At 43.1% G+C, this 26,278-nt stretch carries 21 protein-coding genes; 6 read left to right on the top strand and 15 right to left on the bottom strand.

Going from position 1 to position 26,278, the window contains the following annotated elements; translation table 11 throughout:
• Both BUB77_RS29965 and BUB77_RS16430 read left to right on the top strand, forming a co-directional pair.
• Nucleotides 1-338, top strand: a 338-nt coding sequence (locus tag BUB77_RS29965) for a hypothetical protein (RefSeq protein WP_170866673.1), incomplete at its 5' end; no start/stop codon positions are given.
• 4 nt (nucleotides 339-342) lie between these two features.
• Nucleotides 343-933, top strand: coding sequence for a hypothetical protein (locus BUB77_RS16430; RefSeq protein ID WP_073277876.1), 591 nt, complete (start codon nucleotides 343-345; stop codon nucleotides 931-933).
• An 89-nt stretch (nucleotides 934-1,022) separates the two neighbouring features.
• On the opposite strand, the gene BUB77_RS16425 is transcribed toward BUB77_RS16430, so the two are convergent.
• The 8 genes from BUB77_RS16425 to BUB77_RS16390 all read right to left on the bottom strand — a co-directional run bounded on the left by BUB77_RS16425 (nucleotide 1,023) and on the right by BUB77_RS16390 (nucleotide 9,185).
• The gene (locus BUB77_RS16425; protein WP_073277874.1) at nucleotides 1,023-1,829 is read right to left on the bottom strand and encodes a YwmB family TATA-box binding protein; all 807 of its coding nucleotides are present in this window, start codon (nucleotides 1,827-1,829) and stop codon (nucleotides 1,023-1,025) included.
• 134 nt (nucleotides 1,830-1,963) lie between these two features.
• The gene (gene rpiB, locus BUB77_RS16420) at nucleotides 1,964-2,392 is read right to left on the bottom strand and encodes a ribose 5-phosphate isomerase B (RefSeq protein ID WP_073277872.1); all 429 of its coding nucleotides are present in this window, start codon (nucleotides 2,390-2,392) and stop codon (nucleotides 1,964-1,966) included.
• Nucleotides 2,389-2,847, bottom strand: a complete 459-nt coding sequence (locus tag BUB77_RS16415) for a low molecular weight protein arginine phosphatase (protein WP_278277721.1) — start codon at nucleotides 2,845-2,847, stop codon at nucleotides 2,389-2,391. The genes rpiB and BUB77_RS16415 overlap by 4 nt, the downstream gene beginning before the upstream one ends.
• Nucleotides 2,848-2,950: 103 nt before the next feature.
• The gene (locus BUB77_RS16410) at nucleotides 2,951-4,006 is read right to left on the bottom strand and encodes an L-threonylcarbamoyladenylate synthase (protein WP_073277899.1); all 1,056 of its coding nucleotides are present in this window, start codon (nucleotides 4,004-4,006) and stop codon (nucleotides 2,951-2,953) included.
• Nucleotides 4,007-4,203: 197 nt separating this feature from the next.
• Nucleotides 4,204-4,932: an N-acetylmuramoyl-L-alanine amidase gene (locus BUB77_RS16405; protein WP_073277869.1), complete on the bottom strand. Its 729-nt coding sequence runs from the start codon at nucleotides 4,930-4,932 to the stop codon at nucleotides 4,204-4,206.
• A gap of 81 nt (nucleotides 4,933-5,013) precedes the next feature.
• A complete protein-coding gene (locus BUB77_RS16400; RefSeq protein WP_073277867.1) occupies nucleotides 5,014-6,720 on the bottom strand; it encodes a glycosyl hydrolase family 18 protein in 1,707 nt (568 codons plus the stop codon).
• Nucleotides 6,721-7,099: 379 nt separating this feature from the next.
• Nucleotides 7,100-7,780 (bottom strand): hypothetical protein, encoded by a 681-nt coding sequence (locus tag BUB77_RS16395; RefSeq protein ID WP_073277865.1) that lies wholly within the window; start codon nucleotides 7,778-7,780, stop codon nucleotides 7,100-7,102.
• A 25-nt stretch (nucleotides 7,781-7,805) separates the two neighbouring features.
• The gene (locus BUB77_RS16390) at nucleotides 7,806-9,185 is read right to left on the bottom strand and encodes a serine/threonine protein kinase (protein ID WP_170866671.1); all 1,380 of its coding nucleotides are present in this window, start codon (nucleotides 9,183-9,185) and stop codon (nucleotides 7,806-7,808) included.
• A gap of 461 nt (nucleotides 9,186-9,646) precedes the next feature.
• Here BUB77_RS16390 and BUB77_RS16385 point away from each other — a divergent pair, with 461 nt between their 5' ends.
• A complete protein-coding gene (locus BUB77_RS16385) occupies nucleotides 9,647-10,438 on the top strand; it encodes an adaptor protein MecA (RefSeq protein ID WP_073277862.1) in 792 nt (263 codons plus the stop codon).
• Between the two features lie 86 nt (nucleotides 10,439-10,524).
• Here the strand turns inward: BUB77_RS16385 and BUB77_RS16380 are convergent, their stop codons facing one another.
• Nucleotides 10,525-10,728, bottom strand: a complete 204-nt coding sequence (locus BUB77_RS16380) for a DUF1858 domain-containing protein (RefSeq protein ID WP_073277860.1) — start codon at nucleotides 10,726-10,728, stop codon at nucleotides 10,525-10,527.
• A 187-nt stretch (nucleotides 10,729-10,915) separates the two neighbouring features.
• Here BUB77_RS16380 and BUB77_RS16375 point away from each other — a divergent pair, with 187 nt between their 5' ends.
• Nucleotides 10,916-11,083: a DUF362 domain-containing protein gene (locus BUB77_RS16375; protein ID WP_073277858.1), complete on the top strand. Its 168-nt coding sequence runs from the start codon at nucleotides 10,916-10,918 to the stop codon at nucleotides 11,081-11,083.
• A 62-nt stretch (nucleotides 11,084-11,145) separates the two neighbouring features.
• On the opposite strand, the gene BUB77_RS16370 is transcribed toward BUB77_RS16375, so the two are convergent.
• From BUB77_RS16370 to BUB77_RS16355, 4 genes are all read right to left on the bottom strand, one after another.
• Entirely contained in the window at nucleotides 11,146-11,808 is a 663-nt protein-coding gene (locus BUB77_RS16370; RefSeq protein ID WP_073277856.1) for a helix-turn-helix domain-containing protein, read from the bottom strand.
• Nucleotides 11,809-12,037: 229 nt separating this feature from the next.
• A complete protein-coding gene (gene dnaB, locus BUB77_RS16365) occupies nucleotides 12,038-13,369 on the bottom strand; it encodes a replicative DNA helicase (protein WP_073277854.1) in 1,332 nt (443 codons plus the stop codon).
• 33 nt (nucleotides 13,370-13,402) lie between these two features.
• Nucleotides 13,403-13,849: a 50S ribosomal protein L9 gene (rplI, locus tag BUB77_RS16360; RefSeq protein WP_073277852.1), complete on the bottom strand. Its 447-nt coding sequence runs from the start codon at nucleotides 13,847-13,849 to the stop codon at nucleotides 13,403-13,405.
• A 472-nt stretch (nucleotides 13,850-14,321) separates the two neighbouring features.
• The gene (locus BUB77_RS16355) at nucleotides 14,322-16,379 is read right to left on the bottom strand and encodes a DHH family phosphoesterase (protein ID WP_073277850.1); all 2,058 of its coding nucleotides are present in this window, start codon (nucleotides 16,377-16,379) and stop codon (nucleotides 14,322-14,324) included.
• 186 nt (nucleotides 16,380-16,565) lie between these two features.
• Here BUB77_RS16355 and BUB77_RS16350 point away from each other — a divergent pair, with 186 nt between their 5' ends.
• Both BUB77_RS16350 and BUB77_RS16345 read left to right on the top strand, forming a co-directional pair.
• On the top strand, nucleotides 16,566-16,991 hold the full coding sequence (locus BUB77_RS16350; RefSeq protein WP_073277848.1) for a MarR family winged helix-turn-helix transcriptional regulator: 426 nt from the start codon (nucleotides 16,566-16,568) through the stop codon (nucleotides 16,989-16,991).
• A 13-nt stretch (nucleotides 16,992-17,004) separates the two neighbouring features.
• The gene (locus BUB77_RS16345) at nucleotides 17,005-18,459 is read left to right on the top strand and encodes an MFS transporter (RefSeq protein WP_139241209.1); all 1,455 of its coding nucleotides are present in this window, start codon (nucleotides 17,005-17,007) and stop codon (nucleotides 18,457-18,459) included.
• A 103-nt stretch (nucleotides 18,460-18,562) separates the two neighbouring features.
• Here BUB77_RS16345 and BUB77_RS16340 read toward each other — a convergent pair whose 3' ends face one another.
• A complete protein-coding gene (locus BUB77_RS16340; protein WP_073277846.1) occupies nucleotides 18,563-25,210 on the bottom strand; it encodes a pullulanase X25 domain-containing protein in 6,648 nt (2,215 codons plus the stop codon).
• Nucleotides 25,211-25,414: 204 nt separating this feature from the next.
• A complete protein-coding gene (locus BUB77_RS16335; RefSeq protein WP_073277843.1) occupies nucleotides 25,415-26,236 on the bottom strand; it encodes a YdcF family protein in 822 nt (273 codons plus the stop codon).
• Nucleotides 26,237-26,278 lie beyond the last annotated feature (42 nt).

The following is a 26,278-nucleotide window of genomic DNA, read 5'->3' as shown; positions in this document are numbered from 1 at the left end:
CCTACTATGCCAGGCATGAGCACCTTGCCCGCAAGGCCTATGATGCCTACTATGCCAGGCATGAGCACAATGCCCGCAAGGCCCACGATGCCTACCATGCCCGGAATTCCCACAGCACCGGTAAGGCCAGTTATGCCAGCAGCTCCTGGAAGCACCTCACCAACAGCACCGAATATTCCAGGGTTTACAACCCCCACCATGCCGACTGTTCCATTTGGCAACCTGATTCCCACCTTGCCTTCTGCACCAATGACAGCTCCTGCAAGGCCCGCTTATACCCTTCCTGTACTGCCGGCTATTCCCTCCATCCCAGATATTCCTTCTGCTCCGGGAAATAACACGATGCCTGGTAATATAGGAAATACCATTTCGACCCTTCCCAATCCTTCCAGCTCCTTCCCTGGAACCATACTTCCAACGAATCCTCCGACGCCCGGTTTTATCCCCAGAGCGCAGGATTATTCCGACAGTGAAGCAAATCATAGGGGCGAATATGATTATGACTACATGCAAGGTTATACAGCAAGCAATATCTATATGACCGATATATCTCCTTATCACGTTCCCCTTGCTGTTCCCATGATGCCTTTATACGGCTATGATAACTGTGAGGATGCAACAAAGGATTTTGACTACATGAAGCAGCTGTATCCGAAGAAAGCAAAGCTGATTCTCTCCTTAATAGAGGAAGAATGTGATAAGCTGGAATACGACGGCAGCTGTATGTTTGACGAATATCCGGATAGGGTTTATTTAGGAAGGCTCGTCGATAAAATCTATAATAACCTGGATACCGTAAAAGAATCCAGTATTTCTGACGGCATTACAGCCTCTGACAGCATCGGATGGATGAGAGACATGACAGAAATACTCCTATATAATGAAATGCTTGAACGCCGGAAACGCTACAGAGGCAGAAAACGCTGGTTTTAAGAAAACGCTGATTCATACTTCTTAAAAACAGAAAAACCGTTGTTTCACCTCTTAACTCCCTGACAGGCAGCTAAGAAGTGAACAGCGGTTTAATATCCTCCATTTATTACCGGTGTTCCAAGATAAACAATGGTGGTATCCGTATCTTTATCGTATTGTATTGCAATATGAATATTTATTTTTGTGCCCATGGAGGTTACATATTCCTTTAAAAGACCGCTGTAAGCATAAACAGTAAAAAGTTCTTCTTCTCTGTTTGCATATGCTATTTTCCCTCCCAGGCTTTCAATCATGCCATTTGCAATCTTATTCATACTATCCAGGTTTAAATGCCCTTTATAGGTGCTGGAAAGCTGCATGGTTGTCTGTATATTTTCCGCCTTTAATTCCTTCATCGCTTTTTCCAGCAGATTGCGGTAATCCATTAGGCTCTCTGTATTTTCATAAAGCTTTAGCCGGACCAGGATATAATGATGGAAGTTAGCCACACCCTCCTCCTGCTGGCTTAGGGTAGCGACCTTGATTGAGGTATCTGCATTTTTTCCGTTTTTTTCAACGGTAACTTCTGTTTCCTGCCCATTATCTGAAATAACCGGAGTGCCCTCCACCTTAAGGCCTATGCTGTCCGCCAGATAACGGACAAGGTTCTCCTTCTCCTTATCACTTAAATAACCTTTTCCATAGCTTGCGCACATTTCCAGTTCAAAAGCGGAAACATTGGTATTGGTGCTTACGAAAGCCTGTAAAAGACTTGTCTTTGGAAGCAGCAGATGATTTACTCCCACCTGTACAGCTACCGCCATCCATAATATTCCCAGGACATACAGCCAGACCTTCTGCTTTCGTTTGAATAACACCTCTCCCAGCTGCTTGTAAATACTTTGTTTTGAAACCATAAAACACCTCCGCCTAATGTAAAAATACCATTGTTCCTATATGGTATTTTTGCCCATTAAGCGGAGGTTATTCATTAATATTCCAATGCATGAGCGGGGAATTGGAAAACTGCAATACATTTCCCTTTTTCCTGCTAGTCTTCGATGAGATTGATTCTTCTTACATGCCTTTCATCCTTTGAAAAAGGAGTATTCAGGAAAGTGTCCACAATCTTGAGCGCGTGTCCGGGCCCGATTACTCTGCCTCCCATTGCAAGGATATTTGCATCATTATGCAATCTGGTAGCCTCCGCACTAAAGCAGTCATGGCAAAGTGCCGCACGAATGCCTTTCATCCTGTTGGCGGCAATGGAAATTCCGATTCCTGTTCCGCAGATCAGTATGCCGAATTCACATTCCTTACTTAATACCGCTTCGGCAACTTTCTTTGCATATACAGGGTAGTCACAGGAATCCTCCGTATAGGTTCCATAATCCTTGTAGGGTACTCCCTTGTCCTTAAGGTGCTTTATTATTTCCTGCTTTAATTCAAATCCTCCGTGGTCACAGCCTAATGCTATCATGCATTTTCCTCCTCGTTGAGTTTATAAACAGTCTTTTTCACAAGCCTTGCCAGCTCCACATAGCAATCCTCATAATCAATGAGAGTTCCCCCGTAAGGGTCTGTCACATCACCGCTTTCACCGACAAATTCCTTGATTGTATAAATATTTCCCGTATCCTTAAAATCTTCTATAACACTCTGCTTTTGCTTTTCTGTCATGGTCAGTATCAGTGTATTTTCGTCAATATCGGAATTCTTAAGGGGCTTTGAGAAATGTCCCTCCAATTCCAGATTATGATTTTTCAGTACCGTATCTGCCTTTGGATTAAAGGGCTCTGAAAAGAGAACCACTAGCCCTCTGGAAGTCACTGTAATATCACTGTTGGTTTCCATACTCCTATATATGGTCTCTGCCATGGGACTTCTACAGGTATTTCCAGTGCAGACAAATATAATTTTTTCATATTTTATCATATATATACCCGTCACATACCACTTTTGCGGTATTGCCATAAATTAGCAGGCCGGAAGAATTCCTGCATGGCGTCCTTTCATTCAAAATATATTTTCTTTTCTCCTAGATTTTCTCTATATGATAACCGGCTGCTTTTAGAAGACGGTTCATGATAGCCTGTCCGAGAGGATTATCATAAAAACTTTCAGAATAGATATAATCCGCCTGCTCTGTATCAAATTCCCTCAATAACCGGAACAGGCCGCTGGCTATGGTTTTTTCATCTTTTCTCGTGCCTATGGTTTTAATAATACCGTTCTCATAGGAAGACAGGGTCTCATCCGTTGCTATGATTCCAACCTTAAATCCTTCCGACTGCTTTTTCGCCGCTTCTTTATTGATTGCCTGTATAACATTCCTGCTTTCACCTTCATAAATCGTAAGCTGGCCCTTGGGTGCATAGTGCCTGTATTTCATACCAGGAGCCTTGGGCTTGAAATTTTCTGTTGACGGCTTTTGAAAGAGGCTCCTGTCGTATTCCGCCTCTCCTGTAACCCTCTCAATATCTTCCAGTGTGATAAATCCCGGTCTAAGAATTACCGGAATCTCTCCGGTAACGTCCACAATGGTGGATTCCAGTCCGATATCCGCCTTGCCTCCGTCGATTATCATGTCTATTCTTCCATCCATGTCCTCAATTACATGGCCCGCTGTGGTAGGGCTGGGTCTTCCTGAGGTATTGGCACTGGGTGCGGCTACATAAACACCTGACTGCCTGATAAGCTCATAGGCAATGGGATGGGAAGGCATACGGACGGCTACCGTATCAAGTCCTCCCGTTGTTGTCAAAGGCACCTTTTCACTTTTGTTAAATATAAGGGTCAGCGGTCCCGGCCAGAAGGCCTGTGCCAGCTTTCTTCCAAGGGAAGAATCTCCCTTTGTCAAATCATCAAGAGCCTTCATAGAGCTTATATGAAGAATCAAAGGATTATCAGAGGGCCTTCCCTTGGCAGCGTATATTTTCATGGAAGCATCCTTGTTTAATCCATCTGCTCCCAATCCATACACCGTTTCTGTGGGAAAAGCCACTAATCCTCCATTTTTTAATATATCAACGGCTTCCTTTAACTTTGTGCTGTCGATATGGTCGTTGTCTATTTTTATAATTTTTGTATCCATACGCTTTCCCAAACCGGAAATTCCATTCTTACTGCCGGTCTTCTTATGCAAATAATTCATATTTATTCGTAACAGCTACATTATAACACCATATACCTTTAAATACCATGTTTTTATTCTTTCACTCTACTCCCTTTGCATACCGCAGATAAGTCTGCGGTACTGCTATAAATAATGTGTGTGAAAGTGCTTTTCTTTCACTCTTTCCCCTCCATGGTATTAAGATAACGGAATATTCCAAGATGAATGGCCCAAGCCAGCTTTTCCTGATAAGCCTCCTCCAATAAAAGGTTTGCCTCCATGCTGTTGGATAGATAGCCGCATTCTACAATTATAATGGGGCATTCTGTTTTTCTCAGCATATAATAGGAATCATTTGACTTCGCTTCTCTTCTGTTTCCGTCGTTTAAGGTTGCCTTTAACTGGCTCTGCATTATCTTGGCAAATTCCTGGCCCGGTCCGGATTTCGTATAATAAAATACCTGGGCACCCTTGATTGCCTCACTGGTGTAGCTGTTCTGATGAACACTGACAGCCAATACAGCGCTGCTGTTATTAATAATATCGACCCGTTTTCGCATGTCAGCCGCTTTTTTATTATTGTCGCTGCTGCTATAAAGTCCGCTGTCACTATCCCTGGTCAAAATTACCTTAATATCGTTCTGCTCCAGCAGCTTTTTTAATTTTAAGGCTATCGAAAGATTAATGTCCTTTTCCAGGGCTCCGTTAACCCCAACCTTTCCGGGATCAAACCCTCCATGACCGGGATCCAGAATAACAGTTATCTGCCCGTCAGTTTTACCAGATTTCGTTTCCCTCTGCATAACATCAACGGAAGGATCATTCAAGGTATAAACTGCCAGGCAGACAAAGCATAAAAACAGTATGTGGAAATAATTCCTGTAGAGCTTTCTGTGGTTTTTCACAATATAAATCCATTCAGGTTGTTTTACTATATTCTATGAGTAAAAGCCCTGCCCTATGAATCACATTGCGGTAGTTACCGTTTAATTTATATATTTCGCAATGACATTCCAGATATTATGCTTTTCAAGGCCCAGTTTCCAGCCTGCAATACCTGCAACATCCCCATTTGCCACTGCCTTTAATTTTGCTTCAAAAGAGTCCTCTTCCTCTAACCAAATCTTAAACAGAGCACCCTCTTTTTTAAATTCGCCGTAGTACTGTCCGGTCTTGTCATCCCATTTTGCGGTGACTCCGTTATCGGTAAGCAGGTTTTCGGCTGCCTTCATTCCATAGGCTTCCGAAGTGATTTTTACAGTACCGCTATCGTTCTTGGCTTCCTTCCATAACCTGGTATAGAAGGGCAGACCAATGACTACCCTCTCCTTTGGCACGGACTTAATTATCTCACTCAGGGCATTCTCTACAAATCCCACAGAAGATACGGAGCCGCTTTCTTCTGAGTTGCTGTGGTGTTCATCATAGGCCATAATAATTACATAATCCGCCACTGCTCCCTGTTCCTCCCAGTCATAATGAGAGTTATAGCTGGCAGGGACATAATTGTCAATAGAAAGAACAATCCCGTTGCTTCTGCATTTTACAGATAATTCACGGATGAACTGGATATAATCCTCTCCTGCTTCCTTGGGGATATTTTCAAAATCAATGTTAATTCCGTCAATTCCATATTTGATAGTCTCTGCAATAAGCTCATTCACCAGCTTCTTTCTGGTGGAGGTGGAAGAAAGGACTTTTTTCTTATCCACGTCCCTGTTAAAGTCATCTACCAGAGCCCAGACCTGCACTCCAAGATTGTGTGCCCGTTCCACATAGGTTTCACTTGCCAGGGAGGTAATTCCTCCCTTGTTATCCGAAAGCTTAAACCAGGTGGGTGAAACACAGGTTACTCCCTTGGTATCTTCCAATAAAGGAATCAAATTATTATTCGCATCTGCAACGGTAACCTGATGCCATACCAGATTAACCTTCCCGTTTTGTGTTATGTGGGAATAGGAGGGAGCCTTAAAGCTGCTCTTTTTCTCCGTATAATATGGCTTTACTACATGGTTTGCCTTCACATATCCGATAACACCGTCCACGGTCATGGCTTTATAAAATTTTCCGCTTGTTACTTCACTGGTATCAACTAAAGCAAGCTCTTCTCCTTCTTTTAAATTCTTCAGAATATCACTCTTGATGCTTGCTTTCACTCTTAGCTGGGTCTTCTTCTTTACCTTCGTTCCAAGAGCATCTCCCCACTTGTACTGAATTACCACACGGGAAGGGTCTTTATATAAAGTATAATTCAAATCAGAGTACTGCTTCACGAAATCAAGAGCTACGTATGCCGTCTGATCTTCTATTATAACCGGCTGGTAATCTGTCTTGACCTGGCTGTTATTCTCATTGTAATAACTGTTGCCGATCTCTGCTCTTATAATTTCCGTCGGGGTTGTATAGCTTAGAATATTTTCATTGGAATCCCAATAGAATCTTTTATTAAAGACATCTGCTACTGTTTGATAATCAAGATATACCTGGCCGTCCTTTAATATGCCTTGTTTTTCATATAACGTATCCTGAAGCACCACCTGGACGTTATTACCCTTTACATGATAGTAATCCTTCAATGCCATATGCTCGTTGCTGGGAGTGAATTTTCTTACAACGGCAGATAGTATAATAATCAGTAATATTACCAGTGCAATTGCTATTCCAGCCACCGTCATATTCCTTTGTTTTCTCATATTACCTCTTTCCTGAATTGGGACTGCGGCATAATTGTCCTGTAGTAAGCCAGATGGTATTCCATACCCCAAATACGGCATGAAAAGACTGTTAACCGGCCATTGCAGCAGTTCCTTCCTGTAAGTGCGTTTAAACTGATACTATTATAGCATTGAATTCTCCTAACGTCATTATGAAATTCGACTTTTTTATAAAAAGTCCTGCCTATTATACCATAAAAGGAACAGGGACTGCCATTCTTAGACAGTCCCTTCCATTTGTCTGCTTATGTACTGAGGATACCCGATGCAGACCTTTATTCCCGTATCAGTTTTTATTGCCTTTTTTGGATAAGCAGGTCATTTGTGATATGTTATACTTAACCCAAGGGCAGTATGTTTATATAATGTTCTTTGTAAAGTTCATGGCACCCGGTGACAGAAAAAACGGGTCCCTCTCATAAGGAACAGGAAGAACTCTTCGGTTAAGGCTTCTTGCCGCCACAGCCACCTCCCTTTCAGCAGCGAAATTTATGGCATAAATCCAGTCGGAGCTTCCGGTTATCATTTCAGATTCTGCAATGAAATCCTCCAGACAGTATCGTTTCCAGGGAGTAAGGCTTCCGACTACTATCTTTTTGTCACAGCGCAGGAATTCCTCCCTATGCTCTTTGAAGGCATTTCCAAAATCCATCACAATGCAGTCATAGCCCTTAGCCAGTATCTCTGCCATTCTTTCTTTTCCCACTCCCGGATAAAAGGAAGCCTTCGACACTGTAAACTCTTCTCTTTGTTCACTATTAAACAAGTGTCCACTTCTGCATATGCCTTCCTTCCCGGGAATGTTCTTATTCCCGGATATGCCTTCATCCTCAGAAAAGAAGTGGTTTCTTAGCAGGCAGATGTCCCTGCTGTCCGGCCAGTGAAGAAATGCGGTGCTCAGCCCGATTCCCTCACTGATGCAGGAGGTCAGCATAAGCCCCAGATGGGTCACGCCAACTCCTTCATGTGTGCCGGCTATGCCAATGACCAGCCTGCCAAGGCTCCTGTATTCCTTTTTGCTTTCTTTGAATATGTGCAATTTACCACCTCCCCGGGGCAGGCTGTTATTCTTTGTCCAGTAATTCCTCCAAAAAATCCTTCATCTCCTGGGACAGATTATCCGAAAAAGGATCCGGTTCATAGGGTATGCGGTAATACCTGCAATTATACTGCCGGTAATACGGGTTGTCCTTTTCTTCCCTGCAAAAATCCCTGAACTGCTTTCCGCTTAAGAAGTTAAGCAGTATCTTACTGCTGCCAGGCTTCAGGTTATCCTCTGCCTCCTTCCAGCTTTCTACTTCCCAGTCCTTTGTCCCTGCCACCAGCAGCCTGATATCCGCTTTGTTAAATTCATCCCTCCCTTCCTGAAAAGCTGTCCCAAAGTCATATAAGATAATCTGGAAGCCTTCTGTCAACGGTGTGGTGGATAACTGGGAAAAGGGGAGAAAGAAGCCTTCCTTCAGATGCCAGATACCATCCGCTCTTAATTCGCCCTTCCGGCTGTTTAAAATTGCCCTTAAATGTCCCGTCGGATTTTTCTCCATATACAGGCATTTTACTCCTTTGCTGTTAAGATACCCGGCAAGGAGCAGGGCCAGATGTGTAACCCCTATTCTGCTCTGCACTCCTGCGATTGCTACTTTTATGGATTCCCCTGATATTGCATGACCGCCCTTTAATTTCCGATTTTGTTCTGATAATAATTTCTTATTTAATTGGGCAACCGAAAGGTAGCGGAAAGCAGAATGGTACCTTGACGCTCTTTGAATAATACGCAGGAGTCCGGCCGAATACAGTTTCCTGGCAGCGGCATCGGGCTGAAAATATCCTGATTTAAAGGACACTCCTCCCATGATCAAATAGTACAAAAGAGCTCCGATGGCATATACATCACTTCTCTCATCCGGTGAGCCGGTCTTTAATTCAGGCGCAAAAAAGCCTCTGGTCCCCAGTGAAAATTTCCGTTCTTCCGCTTTTTCCTTGTAGACACAGGCGCCAAAATCAATCAGTTTCACTTCCAGCTTATTAAGAATAATATTTCCGGGATTTAAGTCCAGATAGAGGACCGGATTGTCCAAAGAATATAAATATAGAAACAGGCTGCAGATAGAAGTGCCGATAGAAACTACCAGGCTTTCTTTTAGCCGGCCTTCTTCTTTCAGGAAGTCTTTTAACAGAATACCTTCCATATATTGTTCTATAATATAGGAATATTCTTTATCTTCTTCAAAATCATAAATTACTGGAATACATGGATGTGACAGACTTTTTAAGATAACAGCTTCCTGAAGGAGCTGTTGGTGAAGGGGGTTCCCCTTGTGAATTCTTTTGATTGCGCAGAGAGAAGCCAGCTTTCTATGCTCTGCTAAAAACACTTCTGCGCTTCCGCCCTTTCCCAGGGCTTTTATAATACGATATTTATCAAACCAAACCGGCTTGTTCATTTTCTCCTTTCTTATCAGTTTCATGACGGAAAAAAATACCAGGGACTCCTCTTTTATTATAACGGCATCCCCAGTTATTCACAATCCTTTTTTATTCATTGTAATTCACAAATTTTTCTATATATCTTCGTCAATATGACTAAGATAAAAAAAAGTAAATGTTTGTTATCTTAAAGCATATATTATAATTAACAAAAAAGATATTCCTATAGCGTCTTTCGTGTATCAAAACCCGATTTTGGAGAAACTGTATATGTACGAAAATCCAAGAATTTGGCGGAAAAAATCACTTGACTAAGTAATATTAATAAATTATACTTTGAATACAACATCACTATAGCTATCTTTAATACCTAGTACTATATCAATGTTGCAGCACTCATAGTCTATTACAGCAATAGAATGCCTGCACGGCTGCCAAATCCTAATGCAGGACAGCACATAGAAAAGGATGTGATTCTATGAAGATAGAGAAAATTAGCGAACGTCAGATTCGCTGTACTTTGAGCAGAGATGATTTAGTGGATCGGGAATTACGTATCAGCGAGCTAGCCTATGGTAGTGAGAAAGCAAAAGCCTTGTTCCGTGATATGATGCAGCAGGCTAATTACGAGTTTGGATTTGAAGCAGAAGATATACCGTTGATGATAGAAGCAATACCTGTTTCTCCTGAATGTTTGATTTTGGTCATAACAAAGGTTGAAGACCCTGACGAACTGGATACAAGATTCTCTAAGTTCTCACCTGACGATCATGACAGTGACAATTTATATGAGGAAGATAATGAGGATTCTTATGCCGATGAGATTATCAGTTCCTTTGGACAAATAGATGACTTGCTCTCCGATGGCACATCGGAGGATAACGAGGACTTTATACCTCTGGCAGAGGCCTTATCCATTAATAAGGAAGAACCTTCCGAACAGCTGGCAGAAACAAAATCCGTATCCTATCAGACCAATCTGATGAAAGTATATTCCTTTAAAACATTGGATGAGGTCGAAAAGCTGTCGGCAGTAATCAGGCATTGCTACAGCGGCTATAATACACTGTATAAAAATCCTTTGAATTCTGTTTATTACCTTGTGATTTCCAAATCCGAGCATACGCCGGAGGAATTTAATAAGATATGCAATATCGTATCAGAATACGGTAAGCTTGAACCTACCACTTATGCAAGTACCTACTACTACGACGAACACTTTGAGCAAATTATAAAAGGGAAGGCTGTGCAGGTCTTATCCCAGTTATAAGAAAACCCTCTGACACTATAAGCTTTGAAGTATCAAATAAACAAAAAAGATTCTGTAACAAAAGCTGTTACAGAATCTTTTTTTATCTATTTATTATCCAAGTATTCATTAATTGTTTCCATTAATTCATCTGCATCCATTCCATGAACCATAGCTGCTTCTTCCAAAGACTCTCCCTGTGAAGAAGGACAGCCGATGCAGTGCATCCCTGACGCTAAAAGAATAGGAATAATACCCTGATCAACCGTAATGATTTCACCGATTGTCATATCCTTAGATACCTGTGCCATTTGAATTCCTCCTTGTTTATTAAAAGCTTACTTATTTTTCTGTATTGTTACATATTACATTATAATCGAAGAGCATGTTATCGTCAAGGCAGTATTTCTTTTCGAAGTTTATGTATATTTTACTTGTATTATAGGCCTGTTTATATTAAAATAATAGATGAAAAATTTGAAAAGGAGGTACATAATTATGGCATATAAAATTAGTGATGAATGTATTAGCTGCGGCGCTTGCGCAGGTGAATGTCCTGTTGGAGCAATTTCTGAGGGTGCTAGCCACTATGAAATCGATGCTGATGCCTGTCTTGATTGTGGTGCTTGTGCTGCTACATGCCCTACAGGTGCTATTGAGGCTTAATATATTCAAAGAAAAAGACTGCCTGCTTCATCAATCCGATAAGCTGCGGTCTTTTTTTATTTTCAAAATTTTTTTGGCTTGCCAAAGGCTTTTTTCCGTTTCTTCATAAGCCCTGCGGCCGCCTCGGATCTTCCCAGCTGCAGTTCCCTTAAGGTCCTGTCGAACTGCTTGTATCTTTCTTCCTCCCTTTCCTCCTTAATCCGAAGCAAATAATCCATTTCCTTAATCACATGGTCTGTTACATTTTCGCTTACTGTGTCTGCCATAAGCTCATTGTTATCCCTTAAGGCGTCTATAAAGAGTCCTTGCATAATGGCTTTAAACTGACCTAATTTCTGTTCCGTTTTTGTATATCCGTTTCCTTCTTCCCTTTTGGGTAAATTTTTCTCCGGAACTGAGACAGCGGCTTCTTCCTCCTCTTTTACAAGCTCATCCACATATTTCTTATCCCATTCTTCCTTCATCCTACCAATTTCATTTTCATCCAGGTTCTTTTCTTTTTTCAGCTCCGGCAAGAGGATTTTGATAGCCCTCAGCTGATACCCCTTTTCCTTTAGTATCCTGACGGCTTTTAATATTTCTATGTCCTCTTCCCTATAATATCTGTGTCCCATTTCGTTCCGGGGTATATGTAAATCAAGCTCTTCTTCCCAATAACGCAGCGTATGCTGCTCCACATCCACTTTTTTTGAGGCCTCCGATATTATATACCGCACTTCCTGCATTCCTCATCCTCCTCTTATATTTGTAATTTATTTACATTAATCCTATTATAGCATAGAGCCTGTCCAATGCAATAAAAAGCGGGTATTTTCTTTCAGTTCTCATCGACACCATAGAAGAAAAGACCGCACCTGAAAACAAAAAAGACTTTCAAAAGGAGTAATCTCCTTTCAAAAGCCTTCTTTTTACAGTATATTTTTACATAATGTCAAATTTTAAAGGTATCCGGCATTAACTTCTTTCCAAATTGGCAAACTTCGTATACTGGGACTGCCATGCCAGCTTAACGGTACCGGTAGGACCGTTTCTCTGCTTGCCGATGATGATTTCTGAAATTCCCGCTTCTTCGGAATCGTGATTATAATAATCATCCCTGTATATGAACATAACAATATCGGCATCCTGCTCGATGGCACCGGATTCACGAAGGTCTGAGAGCATGGGCCGTTTATCGGGACGCTGCTCAACGGCACGGCTTAACTGGGAAAGTGCAATTACCGGAACATTGAGTTCCCTTGCAATCCCCTTTAATGACCTTGATATTTCTGAAATTTCCTGTTGTCTGGAATCGTTTTTCTTGCTGCCCGTCATAAGCTGGAGGTAATCGATAATTATCAGGCCAAGATTATATTCCAATTTGAACTTTCTGCATTTTGAACGCAGCTCACCCACTGAGATACTGGAGGTATCGTCAATAATCAGATTGGAATTTCCGATTGCTCTGGCACTCTCTACCAGCTTGATCCAGTCCTCATCGGATAGCTCTCCCGTTCGGATGGACTGGGAATTAACTTTTGAATGCATGGACATAATACGCTTTACCAGCTGGTCCTTTGACATTTCCAAGCTGAAAATGGCTGTAGTCGTATTTCCCTTTAATACCACATGCTCTGCAATATTAAGTACAAAGGCTGTCTTACCCATAGAGGGTCTGGCAGCGATCAAAATCAAATCAGAGGGCTGAAGCCCTGCTGTCTTATAATCCAAATCATAAAAACCGGTGGCAACACCTGTGACACTTCCTTTGTTCCGTGCCGCAGACTCGATGCTCTCCAGGGACTGGAATACAATATCCCTGATACCGACGAAATCACCGGTATTCCTCTTTTGGAGAATGTCGAACATCTTCTTTTCGGAATCCTCCATGATATTCTCCAGCTTTTCCTTATCAAGATAACATTCATTGGCAATGGACTCCGAAACCTTAATCAATTGCCGTAAGGTGGATTTCTCCTTTACAATGCTGGCATAATAGCGTACATTTGCCGAAGTGGGCACCGAAGCTATGATATCCCGGAAGAATTCCAGGCTGCTCAGCTCTTCCGGCACTTCTAATTCCTTTAATTTATTTTGCAGAGTAATTAAATCTACCGGCTTACCTTCATTGTACAACTCCAGAATGGCATCAAAGAGCACCCCGAAACGCTGCTCGTAAAAGTCCTCTCCGGTAACGAGTTCTGCCGCAGCCGCAATGGCATCCTTATCCATTATCATCGAGCCTATTACGGACTGTTCAGCCTCCCCATTATGAGGAAGAACTTTTTTTATAAATGCCTCATCCACGGTATTTCCTCCCTTAATTCCCGTAACCTGCTCTTACAGTTCACTTACCTTTACTTTTAATTCTGCCGTCACCTGAGGATGCAGCTTAACAGGAACAGTATGAGTACCAAGAGTCTTAATGGGATCATTTATCTGAAGCTTCTTCTTATCAATGTCAAGTGCATACTGGCTTTTTAATTCCTGTGTGATTTCCTTGGAGGAAATGGAGCCGAAAGTTCTTCCGCCTTCTCCTGTCTTTATCTTAACTTCCAGGGTCTTGCTCTCTAATTCTTTCCCAAGGGCCCTGGCTTCTTCTAATATTTCCTTCTGTCTTTTTTCTTCTGCTGCTTTTTGTAATTTTAAATCATTCAGGTTCTTTGCATTGGCTTCCAGCCCTAATTTCTTAGGCAGGATGAAGTTTCTGGCGTAACCGTCACTTACGTTCACCATTTCCCCCTTCTTACCCAATGCCTTTACGTCCTGTGTTAATATAATCTGCATCGTTTACACCCATTACATATCGCAGGCTATCCAAGGGACCAGTCTGCAATACGGCCACTGGCAATCTGTAAAACAAATCACCAAGTAAAAGAATCTGTGCGTGGCATCCTTTCCTATTAAAATTTTCTTTCACTCTTGTTCTTATTACATATCTCAGGCTTTTCCGCGGTACAACCTTAAATAATAGAATGCTTCAACCTCCAAAAGCCCTTTTCCATAAACAGGCAGTTTGTATAAAATAGAAAGCTTCCAGCGCCTATGGAAATGTATTAGAAGTCCTTTTCTCTGAAGATTTTGTGCTATATCCTCAAACAGATTGTTTGAGCGTAGCGAGTTATCTGTTTGAGGATATGCCCGGCACAAAATCTTCAGAGAATTAGGACTTCTTATACATTGGAATCGAAGCAGGAAGCTTTCTATTTTGTGCAAACTGCCGTCCCTTTTTGAAAAACTCCTTTTGCCGGCAAACTTATTACAGCTCGCCTTCTTTTTTCATCGCTGAAAGCGTAGTTTTTAAATTATAAACAGCTTCTGACTGTGTACAGCCGGTAAATTGTGCACCGGCAACGCTCATATGCCCGCCGCCGCCCAGCTTCTCCATGATGAGCTGTACGTTTACTTCATCTATTGACCTTGCACTTAAATAAATCTTTTCACTGAACTCCGTAAAAACAAAGGATGCCCTGATATTCGTGATATTCAACAGTTCATTGGCAACCTGGGCCCCCAGTACGGTAGGGCTGTTGATACCGGCACTGGTACATACCGTTATGGCATAATGCTCCATATAGACTTCCGTGGCACTGATTGCTTCCGCCTTTGCCTTATATTCATCCATATCACTGCGAAGGGCTTTCCGGATGCGGGTAACATCTGCGCCGCTTCTTCTCAGGAAAGCTGCTGCTTCAAAGGTTCTTACGCCGGTCTTTGTAAGAAAGTTATTGGTGTCAATCATAATGCCGGCATACATGGCATCTGCTTCCACCTGCTTTAATCTGAGTCCGTCACCGATATACTGCAGAATTTCCGCAACCATCTCACAGGAAGAGGAGGCATAGGGCTCTATATAGGAAAGTACAGGGTTCTCGATTGCTTCCCCTGTCTGCCTGTGGTGGTCCAGTATCACAATGGTCCTGGTCAGGCCTAACAGCTCCTTGCATTCCGTATAGCTTGGCCTGTTTACATCTACAATGACCAAAAGCGTATTGCTGTCAACAATTCCGATAGCCTGCTCACTCTTTAGGAACATATCGTCTTCATAATCGGGGTTATTAATAAATCTAGTCATTAACGGCCTTACGGAGGTAGTTACCTCATTAATGACAATATGGGCTTTTTTATTGAGGGTCTTTGCAATGCGGTAAATTCCGATTCCTGCACCAAAGGAATCCACATCCCCAATGGCATGCCCCATGATTACGACCTTATCCTTCGCTTCCACAAATTCCTTCAGGGCATGGGCTTTTACACGGGCCTTTACACGGGTGCTCTTCTCCAGCTGGATACTCTTTCCCCCGTAATAGAAGATCTTGTCCCCATCCTTTACCACGGCCTGGTCTCCGCCCCTTCCCAGGGCAAGGTCTATGGCAGCCCGGGCATATTCATAACTGGTCTGGTAGGAATCTATATTTGCACCAAGTCCGATACTAATGGTAACGGACATTTCATTTCCTATATTAATGGTTCTGACTTCCTCCAGCAAATTAAATTTATTGCTCTGGAGCTGGGCCAGATATTTTTGCTTGAATAAAAAGATGTACTTATCCTTTTCCACCTTTTTGACAATGGCATCAATGCTTTGCATGTATTTGTTGATTTTACGGTCTACCAGTGCGACCAGAAGGGACCTTCTTACTTCATCAATGCTCTCAAGGGCTTCTTCATAATTGTCGATATACAAAAGGCCTGTTATCATCCTCTGTTCCTGGTTCAGCCTGGCAAGGGATTTAATTTCCGTTTCATCGTAGATGTACATGCCAATCAGGCTGTTGGTGTCATCCCCATGTCCTTCTTCCGCTATATCCCATGACTGGTCATCAAAAAAGCCCCTGGCTATGATTTTGCGAAGAAGTATTTTGTAAGAGCTGTTTTCCTTCGTCAGGTGTACGATCTGGTCCTGCATGTCGGTGGGAAGGACCGCCTCCGTAATTTCAGGAAATATCCGGCTTATGGATTTCTTCGCCAGCCTTTCATCGCCAACGACTTCCAGGAATTCGTTATTTCCCCATAAAAGCCGCCCCTGACAGTCAAGTACACCGTAAGGCAGAGCCATATCTTTTAAAAGCTGCTTCTGGACCTGTCCATAATCAGCGGCGTATCTCACAATGTCTCCCAGAATATTGGGTCTTTTAAAGAAATACAAGGCCATAGCTATGATGATATACACTACAACAAAGCCGTTCATCATCATGCCGGCTTTTCTGTCTGCCAGATTTATACCGATATCCATGGCTATTAACAGCAAGGACAAAAAGAGGGGCCATCTAAGATAGGACTGCAAGGCTCCTTTAACTTTTACTTTCTTTTTCATTTCCTTCATCCTCTTTATCATTGCACGAAAGTACTTTTAGTATTGCTTATTATACCATCTATGCCCGAAGAATAAAAGCCTTTTTTCAGTGTGTTTCTTTTTTGACAATAAAGTTGACAAATCAATTTTATAAGAGGTATAATTACCCGGACATAATAAAATAATAATACCAGAAAAAGGTACCATATGAATATTAATAATTCTTTAAGCAGACGAGTAGGACATATTTCCAAATGTACCCAGCAGCATATGGATATTGCTTTAAAGCCGCTGGAGCTAAGCAGCGGTTCCTATCCTTTTATTTTGACCTTAAGTGATGAGGAAGGCATTAACCTGGAAAAATTAAGCAGGCTGATCCATGTGGATAAAGCTATGTCTACACGTACCGTGCAAAAACTGATAAAACTGGATTATATAAGGAAGCTCCCCGACAGCAAGGACCAAAGGGCCTGCAAGCTCTATCTGACCGACAAGGCAAAAGAGGCTGTACCCATCATAAGAAAAGCTTTGAATGACTGGCTGGAGCAGATCACAGCAGATATTCCGAATGATAAGCTAGAGGAATTATACAGCACATTGGACACTATTCTGGTACGTGCAGAAGAAAAGTAAAGGAATCTATACTATGGATATTGTAATGAATGAAAAAGAACATCAGCAGGCTGTCATGCCTAAGGGCGTGCGGTGGGGCATTTTGTTTGTTATTGTTTTGTCAGTCTTTATGTCCACTCTGGACAGCAGCATTGTAAATGTAGCACTTCCGACCATGTCAAAGAGCCTCTCGGTATCCTCAGGAGCCATTGCCTGGGTCGTAAGTATTTACCTCATTGCCGTTTCCGCAACGATGCTGCTCTTTGGAAGACTGGGTGATATTTACGGAAAGGCCATTGTCTTTCAAATTGGCCTGGTCGTTTTTACCTTGGGTTCCCTCCTATGCGGAATCTCAGACTCTCTGATTATACTGCTGACAGCAAGAGTAATACAGGCTGTGGGTGCTGCCGGATTAATGTCCAACAGCCAGGGTATCATCACTCAGGTATTTCCCGATAACGAAAGAGGAAGGGCTTTGGGAATAAACGGGGCCTTTGTAGCCCTCGGTTCTCTGGTAGGTCCCTCTCTCGGAGGCTTTATTGTGGATTATACCAAATGGGAATATATCTTCTGGATTAACATTCCTATCGGCATTATCGTTGTTATTCTCTCTCTGAAATTACTTCCCCGTTCGAAAAACAAGCTTGATGAAAAGGTTGACCTGCCCGGTTCCCTTCTCTTTTTGGTCTTTATTGTACTGCTTTTCGGCGGTTTGGGACAGGTCCAGCAATTAGGCTTCTCCTCTCCCTCTGTTTTAATCAGCCTTTTTGTCTCTGTCATACTATTCTGCTTATTTATAAGACGGGAGAAACGAATAGAGATGCCTTTATTGGAGCTTTCACTTTTTCACAGCAAATGGTTCAGCATCAGCTTAATCTGCAGCTTTATAACCTTTTTGGCTATTTTTTGCTCCAATATTGTCATGCCCTTTTACCTGCAGGACGCGTTAGGCTTATCTCCTAAAAATGCCGGGGCCTTTCTTTCAATCTATCCTCTTGTTCTGGCATTGGCAGCTCCGGTAAGCGGTTATATCTCCGATAAAATCGGCTCCGAAATTTTAACCTTGATTGGACTCTGCCTGATCAGCGCCGGCCTGCTTTTAATGTCAACCTTGGATGCCAGCCCCAATTACTGGGCAATGGGTATTTATGTGGGAATCATGTCTCTTGGCAATGCCTTGTTCCAGTCCCCGAATACTTCCCTTGTAATGTCCACTCTGCCGAGAAATAAGCTGGGTATCGGAGGCAGTATCAGCGCCCTTGTCCGTAATCTTGGCATGATTGTGGGAATTACTCTTGCCACTACCCTGCTGTACCAGTCTATGAGCGCCAAGGTCGGCCATCATGTGAGCGATATCGCTGCAGCCGGAACTCCTGCTTTTATTTTTGCCATGCGGATAGTATATTTAACGGCATTTGCTATCTGTCTTGTGGGAGCTTTTATTACGGCCTTCCGTCTTTTTTCAAGGAAAAAAGAACGCACAGAGTAAGGATTTAACAGTCCTCCCATAAAGATGTTTAAAACAATGAGGGTATCGCTCCATCATAAAATAGTATGATGGAGCGATACCCTCAATTTCAAAATCGAATAGCTTACTTTGCTTTCACAATTATCTTTGTCTTATACGTATAGGTCCCTCCTGCCTGGACTACCTTTGTTGTTATGATAGCGGTTCCATTCTTAAGGCCCTTTACCGTACCATATTTACTAATGCCCGCCGCACCCTTGCCGCTTAGCTTAAAGGTTACTTTTGCTCCTTCTAAAAGGTTGGACGGCTTAAGCTTAAGGGTTTCTCCAACACTCAGTTGTTTTTCAGCTGCCAGGGCAGGCAGCAGCGGATTGACCGTTGTCAGGACATATACGGAAGAAAGATGTTTTATGGTCAAGTTCACCTTACCATCTTTTCCTCCCAGGCCATAGCCTGCATTCTCAATCTTTTTTGTATTTTTGTTGTAATAATTTAAAAAGAGATATTTTCCTGCATATTTCACTGGTACCGTAAGTGTTACAGAGGCAGTAAAGGGTAAGTTTGTGTCCTGAGCAAATTCCACCTGGCGCAGCTGAATATTCTTATTCTTTAATCCGCTGTGCTTTAAGGCTGCGTTTACAGCACTTGTAACATCTGACCTGATATTCCCATTGGTGACATCTGATACTGCCAGATTGTATTCCTCCGCCAGGGCTGTTTTATCCTGTATGGATTTTCCGTTAATAGTCCAGGTATAAGTACCATAATCCAAAATAAGATTAATGTTCTTACCTTTTATGGCAGAAAGTGCAGCTCCCGGTACAGCCACTTCCTTATTCATTGCAATATTAACATTATGTTCAGCCACGGTGCCGCCGGTCATACTCTCAGCAAGGTCCTTTAACTCCTTCTTGATATTTTCCCAGCCTGAAACATTGCTATCTTTTATGCCAGGCTCTTTCTTATCGGAGGAGGAAGAATTATTGCTGCCGGAATTACCGCTATTACCGGAACCATTATTATTGTTATTGTTGTTGCCGGGATTCTCATTATCGGAACCTTTGGTTCTTGTAATCTTAATATTTACGGAGGCTGTCATCTGGCTGGTAATTCTTCCTGTATCGGTAAGCCAGGGGAGAGCTTTTGTTGCTTCCGTAGGTTCAATGTGCAGTGTAAATATATTCTCACCCACCGACAGCGGTATATTATTAAGCCTTACATTACCGTAGGAATCCAGTGCCCCTGCCTGTATGGAATTAATGTTTTTCCCGTTTATTGTAAAGATTCCGCCATAAGGAACACAGGCCTGGAGATTGAAGCTGCTGTCAGTAGTTGTATATTTGATATCCTGCCCGTTATAGGATGTTCTGGGCACCGTTATCATAATCGGCATATCAACCCAGCGCAGGACATAGTCGTTTATCAGCATCTTATTGCCGCCCTGATTGGTAACTGCTGCACTGATATTGGTGTCGGTGGAGCTGTAGCCGTAATTACCTGGTGAGGTGGTATCTCCTTCCATCTTACTGGTCAGGGCTTCTGTGGCCCAGGTGCCTCTGGTATATTTGTACTGGAGCTTTTTACCGGACATCATCTTAAAGGTGTATTCCACTATGCTGTTGTCCGTCGCGCCGCTTGGCTTCTTTAGCAGCCAGCCGGAAACATTCCAGCCGTTTGCATCGCCAGCCACATAAATATTATCCGTAGCAGAAGGTGCCACCTTATCCGGAATATGCAGTCTTATGGTGACCTCCACCATGGTAAGCTTTGGCGTTACGGTTACCGTATTGGAGCTGCTTCTGTTATATTCACTGTTAAAGGCAGCCACACGGTAAGAATAGGTTGTATCGTTGCTTACCAGAAAGTCCGTATATCCGGTTACATTTCCATCCAATACGGCAATCTTTTCTTCATAGGAATTGCCTGCCAAAGCCTTGGCACGGTAAACCTCAAAGCCGGTCTGGTTACCGGGAGCTGCACTCCATTTCAGTGTTACCCTGCTGGATTCCTGAACCGGCTGTTCCAATACCGGTGCACCGGGTGCCGGCTGTGTGAAATTGCTGACCGCCGTCATACTGCTTTCCGCTGATTCGGTATAGGTATAACCGTTATTTACCGTTATCCTGGCGAAATAATGGTAGCTGCCTTCTTCTGTCGGTTCAAAAGAGGCGCTGTATACCTTTGCACTGCCTTCATCCTTTTCATAGCGCAGCCTTGTAAATAAAGCAGAATTCCTGCTGCTGCCTTCCTTGTAGTACCCCAGCAGCCCTGTAAGTCCCAAGGCGTCCTTGACCTTATAGTCGGCATTATCCGTAAGCCCCGGTACGGTTACCTTTACCTCAATAGCCCCGGTCTTTTTTCCAACCCCGATCGTAACTTCCGGCACCGCTGTCGGAACGGTGACTTCCGTTATCTTAAAGCTTGGCATAGCCGTAGCTACGCTGCTGCTGATGCTTAAGATACCGTCTTTCACACTCTTAATATAGTAGTAATACCTGGTTCCGTTTGTTACGGTATTGTCCGTATATTCTGTTCCAGTAACCGGAATGCTGTTCAGCAATACAGCCTCTGTGCCTTCCAATAGTGTCCGGTATACATAGTAGCCTTCCGCTCCCTCTACGCTGCTCCACTTGATATTTACCGCTGCTGTTGTGCCTTGGGAAGCTGTTGCCGTAACACCTGCCGGTGCCAAAGGAAGTGCCGTGAGCTTCGTAGCAGATACCATCATAAGTCCGGTAAGGCCAGGTACATGAAGTACGATTTTTCCGTCTGCCACCGTACCGGTAATACCGCTCCCAAGTTCATCCTTAAGCGTAAGTCCTTCCGGAAGAAAATCCTTTACATCTGCCGTTATATCCGCATCCTTTTCAGAACGGTTAATCAAAGACAGACCGCCTTCATCCGCACTCTTTCTGGCATAAGCAATAACTTCTCCCTTCGCGTAGGCAGTTTTAATCTCTCCGGTGGCAAAAAGGTCCAGATGGGCATTTCTCACCTGCGCTGCTTTTACATAGGAGTTAAACAGGTCTCCATAGGTGCCTGCATACGCATCCGAAATCTTATAGGAACCATCTGACTGCTCGGTTACCCTTTCCCATGGATAGGTTCTTCTGGAATCCGGGTCCTTCGTGCCGGTCACTCCTACTTCATCGCCGTAATAAATGGTAGGGGCACCGGGATAGCTTAACTGGAATATTGCCGTTAAGGCTTGGAGCTTGACAGCTCTATCGGAAGCATCCGGTGCATTCTTTGTATTTTCTTCTTCCCAGGTCGGATTATCAAGCTTTGTAATATTTCGTACGGTATCATGGGAATCTACCAGGTTAAGCATTGCCTGCCAGGCTTCCCTGGGATAATTCTCCCGGATGACCTCCAGGGCATTGTTAAGGTCCAGGGCATCGCCCCCATTTACCAAAAAGCCCTGTAAAGCGGCTCTGAACTGATAGTTCATAACGGAATCAAACATATCGCCCAAGAGATATTTGGTGGCTGTGTTCCATTCCTCCCCTAATATTACCGGATCCTCGATTTGGTTCCCGTTAATGTCCGTCTTTCCGGCGGCTGACTTGACCGCAGTACGGAACTGCCTCCAGGTATCATCGGATACATCCGGTGCCACATCAAGCCTCCAGCCGCCAGAACCCATATAGAGCCATCTCTGAGAATTGGCTGACTTCATGGCTTCTGTTACATTCGCAACGTTGGAAGAGTTCAAATCATAGCCGATAACATTTTCTCTGTAATTTACATTGTTGTATTCATGAGCCCCTGCAATAGTTGCATAAGCGTCATTGGTAAGGCTGGTCTGCTCTGCTTCTACAGCAGTAATTACCGGCAGTGAATCATAGCCCCACCATCCCTCGTAAGCATATCTCACAAATTTACCGGTCTTATCGTCATAAACCTTCTCGGGTCCTACCTTGAACCAGTTGATATAGCAGAAATCAGCATCCGTATATTTCTTACCGGTGGCAGGATTTATGGAAGACTTATAATAATCCTTAACTGCCTTTTCTGCTTCTGCCTGGGTCAGCTTATCAGTCTCCACCTTCTGCCATACCCTGCTCCAGTACTCATAAGCACCGATTTCCGGATATTTCTCATAACGGTCAAAGTAAATGGAATCATCGCCCACATGATTAAATACACCGTCACTGATCAGATGGATTCCCACTTCCCTGCAAGCCTTTGAAAAATTTGCGTAGACCTTATCGGAAGCTGCCTTGGTTGCCTCATAATTTAATCCGGAGGAGGCGTCTCCTGCAATATTATATACCGGCTCTCCAAACATGGGGTCCAGATGCTTGTAATCCGTTGCATCGTATTTATGATTGGAAGCTGCCCAGGATACAGGGTTTAAGTATACTGCTGTTACACCCAGAGTTTTCAGATAAGAAAGCTTTTCTTCAATACCCTTAATATCTCCGCCGTAGAATTCATTGCTCCAAACACCGTCGGTTGCGGCATTGGGATAATAGGGTTTATTGGCTTCTTCTGACTGTCTGGGATTTTCCGGAAGGGCAGACCACTTATCTCCCTCAAAGAGCTGAACCTTATCTCCTCTGCTGCCATCCTTATCCTTTGCATGGTTATTAGAGGTATCCCCATCATAGAAACGGTCAGGGAATATCTGATATACCACTGCATTTTTCATCCAGTCCGGGGTCTTATAACTGCTGTCATAGACTGTTAAGTTATAGGGGGTCTGTCCGTCCTCCGATACAGCCCCTGTACCGCCGCTTGAGCCATCATCACCATATTCATATTTTGTGCTTCCGTCGATTACAATAAATTTATAGCTCCAGATACCGATTTCATGAAAGGTTTCTTTGGGCACGGTTACTTCCCAGTAATCTTTTCCATTAAGAACCGTTGCCACAGACATGTTAAAATCTCTGGAAATACCGTTATAATCTATTAATTCCAGTTTGACCAGCTGTGCATCTCCCGCCTGGGCGGCAATACGGAAGGTAACATCTTCACTGTTTTCCTTCACAGCGCCAAAAGGTTTTTTATAAGTAATATCCCTGCTGTCAAAAAAGAGAGCTGCTTTATTAATGACTCCGTCATAAAGGGAATCCTTCGGTTTATAATTATGTGTGAGCACCTTAGAGGCCGCAGACGTATCGGTGGAAAAAGTCACATCCGCCGCAGTATCCAGTACCTTTACCGAAAGGTTCGAGCTGCTGTCATCCGGTCCTCCGTAATTCGGACTGTTCCAGCTATCTCCAAATACCACCTTGCACTCATAATTTCCTTTTGGAAGAGTCCTCTGTATTTTATAGACAGAATTATTAAAGTAATAATCTACAAACATCTGCTTTGCTTTATCAGGAGCCCAATTAGCTCCCTCCCCCAGTGCCTGCTGAAGATCCCCGGTCAGTCTTGGCCATGCGCTGTCTGAAAGTACCGGTACATATTGCTTGATGCCCTGCTCTTCCAGGGAGGTTATATTCGTACGAACCTTATCCTTGCCCTCTAATTCGTCGTTCAGATAGAAATTAACCTTGGACTTTTCTGTTAATGTCATGGTAAAATTCCTGGCATTATTATTGATTCCATCGGAGCCAATGGCATTGTCCCAGGAACCGTTTTTCGTAAATTTAAATTCATAGGTACCTGCCGGCAATACAAAGGACTTTGCATAATACTCACCAGCCAAATGGCTCATAACGGTTTTGGCATTGCCTGGATTCCAGCTGTCATAGCTTCCAAGAGCTCCGGTAACCCGCCATACACTGCTTCCTCCCGGCTGGGCAGTAAAAGTATCCGGCAAAGTTTCCGTCTCCCCGGATAGCGGAAAAGAGAGAAGCCCGGCTATGCTGTTATAGTCATTTACCGTATCATATAAAGCTCCGTTAGCTTTATCATAGAGGAAAAGGACCCTTTGCCCACTTGTCTGGATGGTAAGGGTTTTACTGTCTCCGTCTGCCAATTTATCCTGTGACCGGTTAAAATACTTGTATTCATAGGTCCCGGCTGTCTGAAAGGTCTTATCGAACAGACAGATATTCTGGCTTATTGGCTTGAAATCAAATCCGTTATAAGCTGTATTCCAATCATCTCCCCCTGCTTCCCTGACGGTTCCGATTAACGAAATTGTCTGAAATAGTGCAGGTGCAGTAATGGAATCTGCTATGTAGCCGGTATTGGTATCCGCAAAGATTGTGATACCGGTACTTCCCGCCGGTATTGTAATATCTATGTTACTGCCTGCTTCCCCCTGATTCCAGCCATGGTTATACGCTACCTTATAGCTGAGGGCCGTATCGCTTGCAAGGGCGGGGAAAGAAAAGGCCTTTGCATAGATTCCTCCCCCAAGATAGGTAAGGTCACCGTTCGTATCCTCCGGTGCCCAGCTCTTTAAGCCTGTCCCAAGCACATCAAGACTTCCCGCCCAGGTAGCGGAGCTTTTAAAAATATCCGGATTGGAAACGGAATTGCTGACTTCTCCGGTTATGGAATTGTAGCGCACATGAACACTGCCTGAATTTCCCTCCAGCCAGCTTGTAATTCCTTTTTCCCGGCCATTTACAACTACGGTAAGTGCAGAACCGGAAACTGCATTTACCGTGCCTTCATAGTTACCTCCCTGGTAAAGAGATAACGGCAAGGTTTGTCCCCTAATTTGGCCGCTTACATCATCTGTTACACTTCTTACGGGCGTATTTCCTTCTGCCAGTGCCTTTGTCATAGAAGGAACCATCGTAAATAACAGCGCAACAATTAAGACGAAACTGACTAATCTCTTTTCTTTCTGCTTTGCTTTCATATACCTTCTCCTTTTCTTATAATCAAGCCTGTGGAAGAAATCCTTTATTTTCCTATCCACTAACCTATCATATCATTGAAAAGGTATTTTAAGTATAATTATTTCGAAATATTTCGAAAAAGTTTTGAACTCATTTTTGTGCAATTTGCATAAATAGTATGTTGTTTTACTATTTTTATTACCAATTAATACAGATTTTTCTTTCTACCATTTCATATTTCCTGCCAGTACGTCCTTTACTACTCCAAAGAACTCCCGAACATAATAATGCAAGGTCAGCACATCGTCATTTGGCGCACCAAGTCCCTGTACGCTCCTAAGCCCCTGGGTCTTTGCCAGTCCCTTTGCTCTGAAAACATGAAATTTATTTGTAACTACAACGACCTTCTCTGTCTTTGATTCGGATTCAACGGTACTTTTCTTCTCATCTTCCCTGCTGTCTGTTATTTTTTTGCTGTCTATTACTTTTTTACTGTTTCTTAGATTTTCATAGGTATTCGTAGATTTATCCTCAGACAGTATCCGGTCTTCATTAATCCCCTTGCCTTCCAGATAAATCTTCATAGCCTGAGCTTCCGATATCTCTTCTCCCTTTCCTTGTCCTCCTGATACAATTACCACTGTCTGAGGATTCTTTTTAAGATACTCATAAGCGGTATCCAGGCGGTTCTTAAGGGCTTTTGATACGGTCTTTCCTCTGACCTGTGCTCCCAGTACAATAACATAATCCGCATTATCCGAAACCTTGCTCCTGCTTGCGAAATAAATATTTCCCTCTACCAGGAGAAATACTCCTGCGGCACATAGAATCAAAAGTATGAATACGCCATACCATACCCTGTGGAACAGGATGTGCTTTTTATGCAGCAGAAAGAAAAGGGCGGATGCCAAAAATCCTCCCGCACCAGCCAGTATCCAGAACCATAAGAAATCCGTTCCTGCCCCAGAATAGGCTATTATAATTAAGGTATATGCTCCGCAAATAATCCCGGCTATCAAAAATAATAAAGAAAATAAAAGTAACATTCCTGCCTCCGTTATTCATATTCTTTCCTGTTATCCGAAAGT

It is taken from the genome of Anaerocolumna jejuensis DSM 15929, from assembly GCF_900142215.1.
Taxonomy (GTDB): Bacteria; Bacillota; Clostridia; order Lachnospirales; family Lachnospiraceae; genus Anaerocolumna; species Anaerocolumna jejuensis.
Note: the sequence above shows the minus strand (reverse complement) of the source record. Positions and strands in the feature narration are given on the sequence as shown.

Excerpts from the sequence above, each read along its gene's own strand:
- BUB77_RS16430 (WP_073277876.1), top strand. The coding sequence starts at position 343 with ATGCCTGGTAATATAGGAAATACCATTTCGACCCTTCCCAATCCTTCC.
- BUB77_RS16425 (WP_073277874.1), bottom strand. The coding sequence starts at position 1,829 with ATGGTTTCAAAACAAAGTATTTACAAGCAGCTGGGAGAGGTGTTATTC.
- rpiB (WP_073277872.1), bottom strand. The coding sequence starts at position 2,392 with ATGATAGCATTAGGCTGTGACCACGGAGGATTTGAATTAAAGCAGGAA.
- BUB77_RS16415 (WP_278277721.1), bottom strand. The coding sequence starts at position 2,847 with ATGATAAAATATGAAAAAATTATATTTGTCTGCACTGGAAATACCTGT.
- BUB77_RS16410 (WP_073277899.1), bottom strand. The coding sequence starts at position 4,006 with ATGGATACAAAAATTATAAAAATAGACAACGACCATATCGACAGCACA.
- BUB77_RS16400 (WP_073277867.1), bottom strand. The coding sequence starts at position 6,720 with ATGAGAAAACAAAGGAATATGACGGTGGCTGGAATAGCAATTGCACTG.
- BUB77_RS16390 (WP_170866671.1), bottom strand. The coding sequence starts at position 9,185 with ATGAACAAGCCGGTTTGGTTTGATAAATATCGTATTATAAAAGCCCTG.
- BUB77_RS16385 (WP_073277862.1), top strand. The coding sequence starts at position 9,647 with ATGAAGATAGAGAAAATTAGCGAACGTCAGATTCGCTGTACTTTGAGC.
- BUB77_RS16380 (WP_073277860.1), bottom strand. The coding sequence starts at position 10,728 with ATGGCACAGGTATCTAAGGATATGACAATCGGTGAAATCATTACGGTT.
- BUB77_RS16375 (WP_073277858.1), top strand. The coding sequence starts at position 10,916 with ATGGCATATAAAATTAGTGATGAATGTATTAGCTGCGGCGCTTGCGCA.
- BUB77_RS16370 (WP_073277856.1), bottom strand. The coding sequence starts at position 11,808 with ATGCAGGAAGTGCGGTATATAATATCGGAGGCCTCAAAAAAAGTGGAT.
- rplI (WP_073277852.1), bottom strand. The coding sequence starts at position 13,849 with ATGCAGATTATATTAACACAGGACGTAAAGGCATTGGGTAAGAAGGGG.
- BUB77_RS16355 (WP_073277850.1), bottom strand. The coding sequence starts at position 16,379 with ATGAAAAAGAAAGTAAAAGTTAAAGGAGCCTTGCAGTCCTATCTTAGA.
- BUB77_RS16350 (WP_073277848.1), top strand. The coding sequence starts at position 16,566 with ATGAATATTAATAATTCTTTAAGCAGACGAGTAGGACATATTTCCAAA.
- BUB77_RS16345 (WP_139241209.1), top strand. The coding sequence starts at position 17,005 with ATGGATATTGTAATGAATGAAAAAGAACATCAGCAGGCTGTCATGCCT.
- BUB77_RS16340 (WP_073277846.1), bottom strand. The coding sequence starts at position 25,210 with ATGAAAGCAAAGCAGAAAGAAAAGAGATTAGTCAGTTTCGTCTTAATT.
- BUB77_RS16335 (WP_073277843.1), bottom strand. The coding sequence starts at position 26,236 with ATGTTACTTTTATTTTCTTTATTATTTTTGATAGCCGGGATTATTTGC.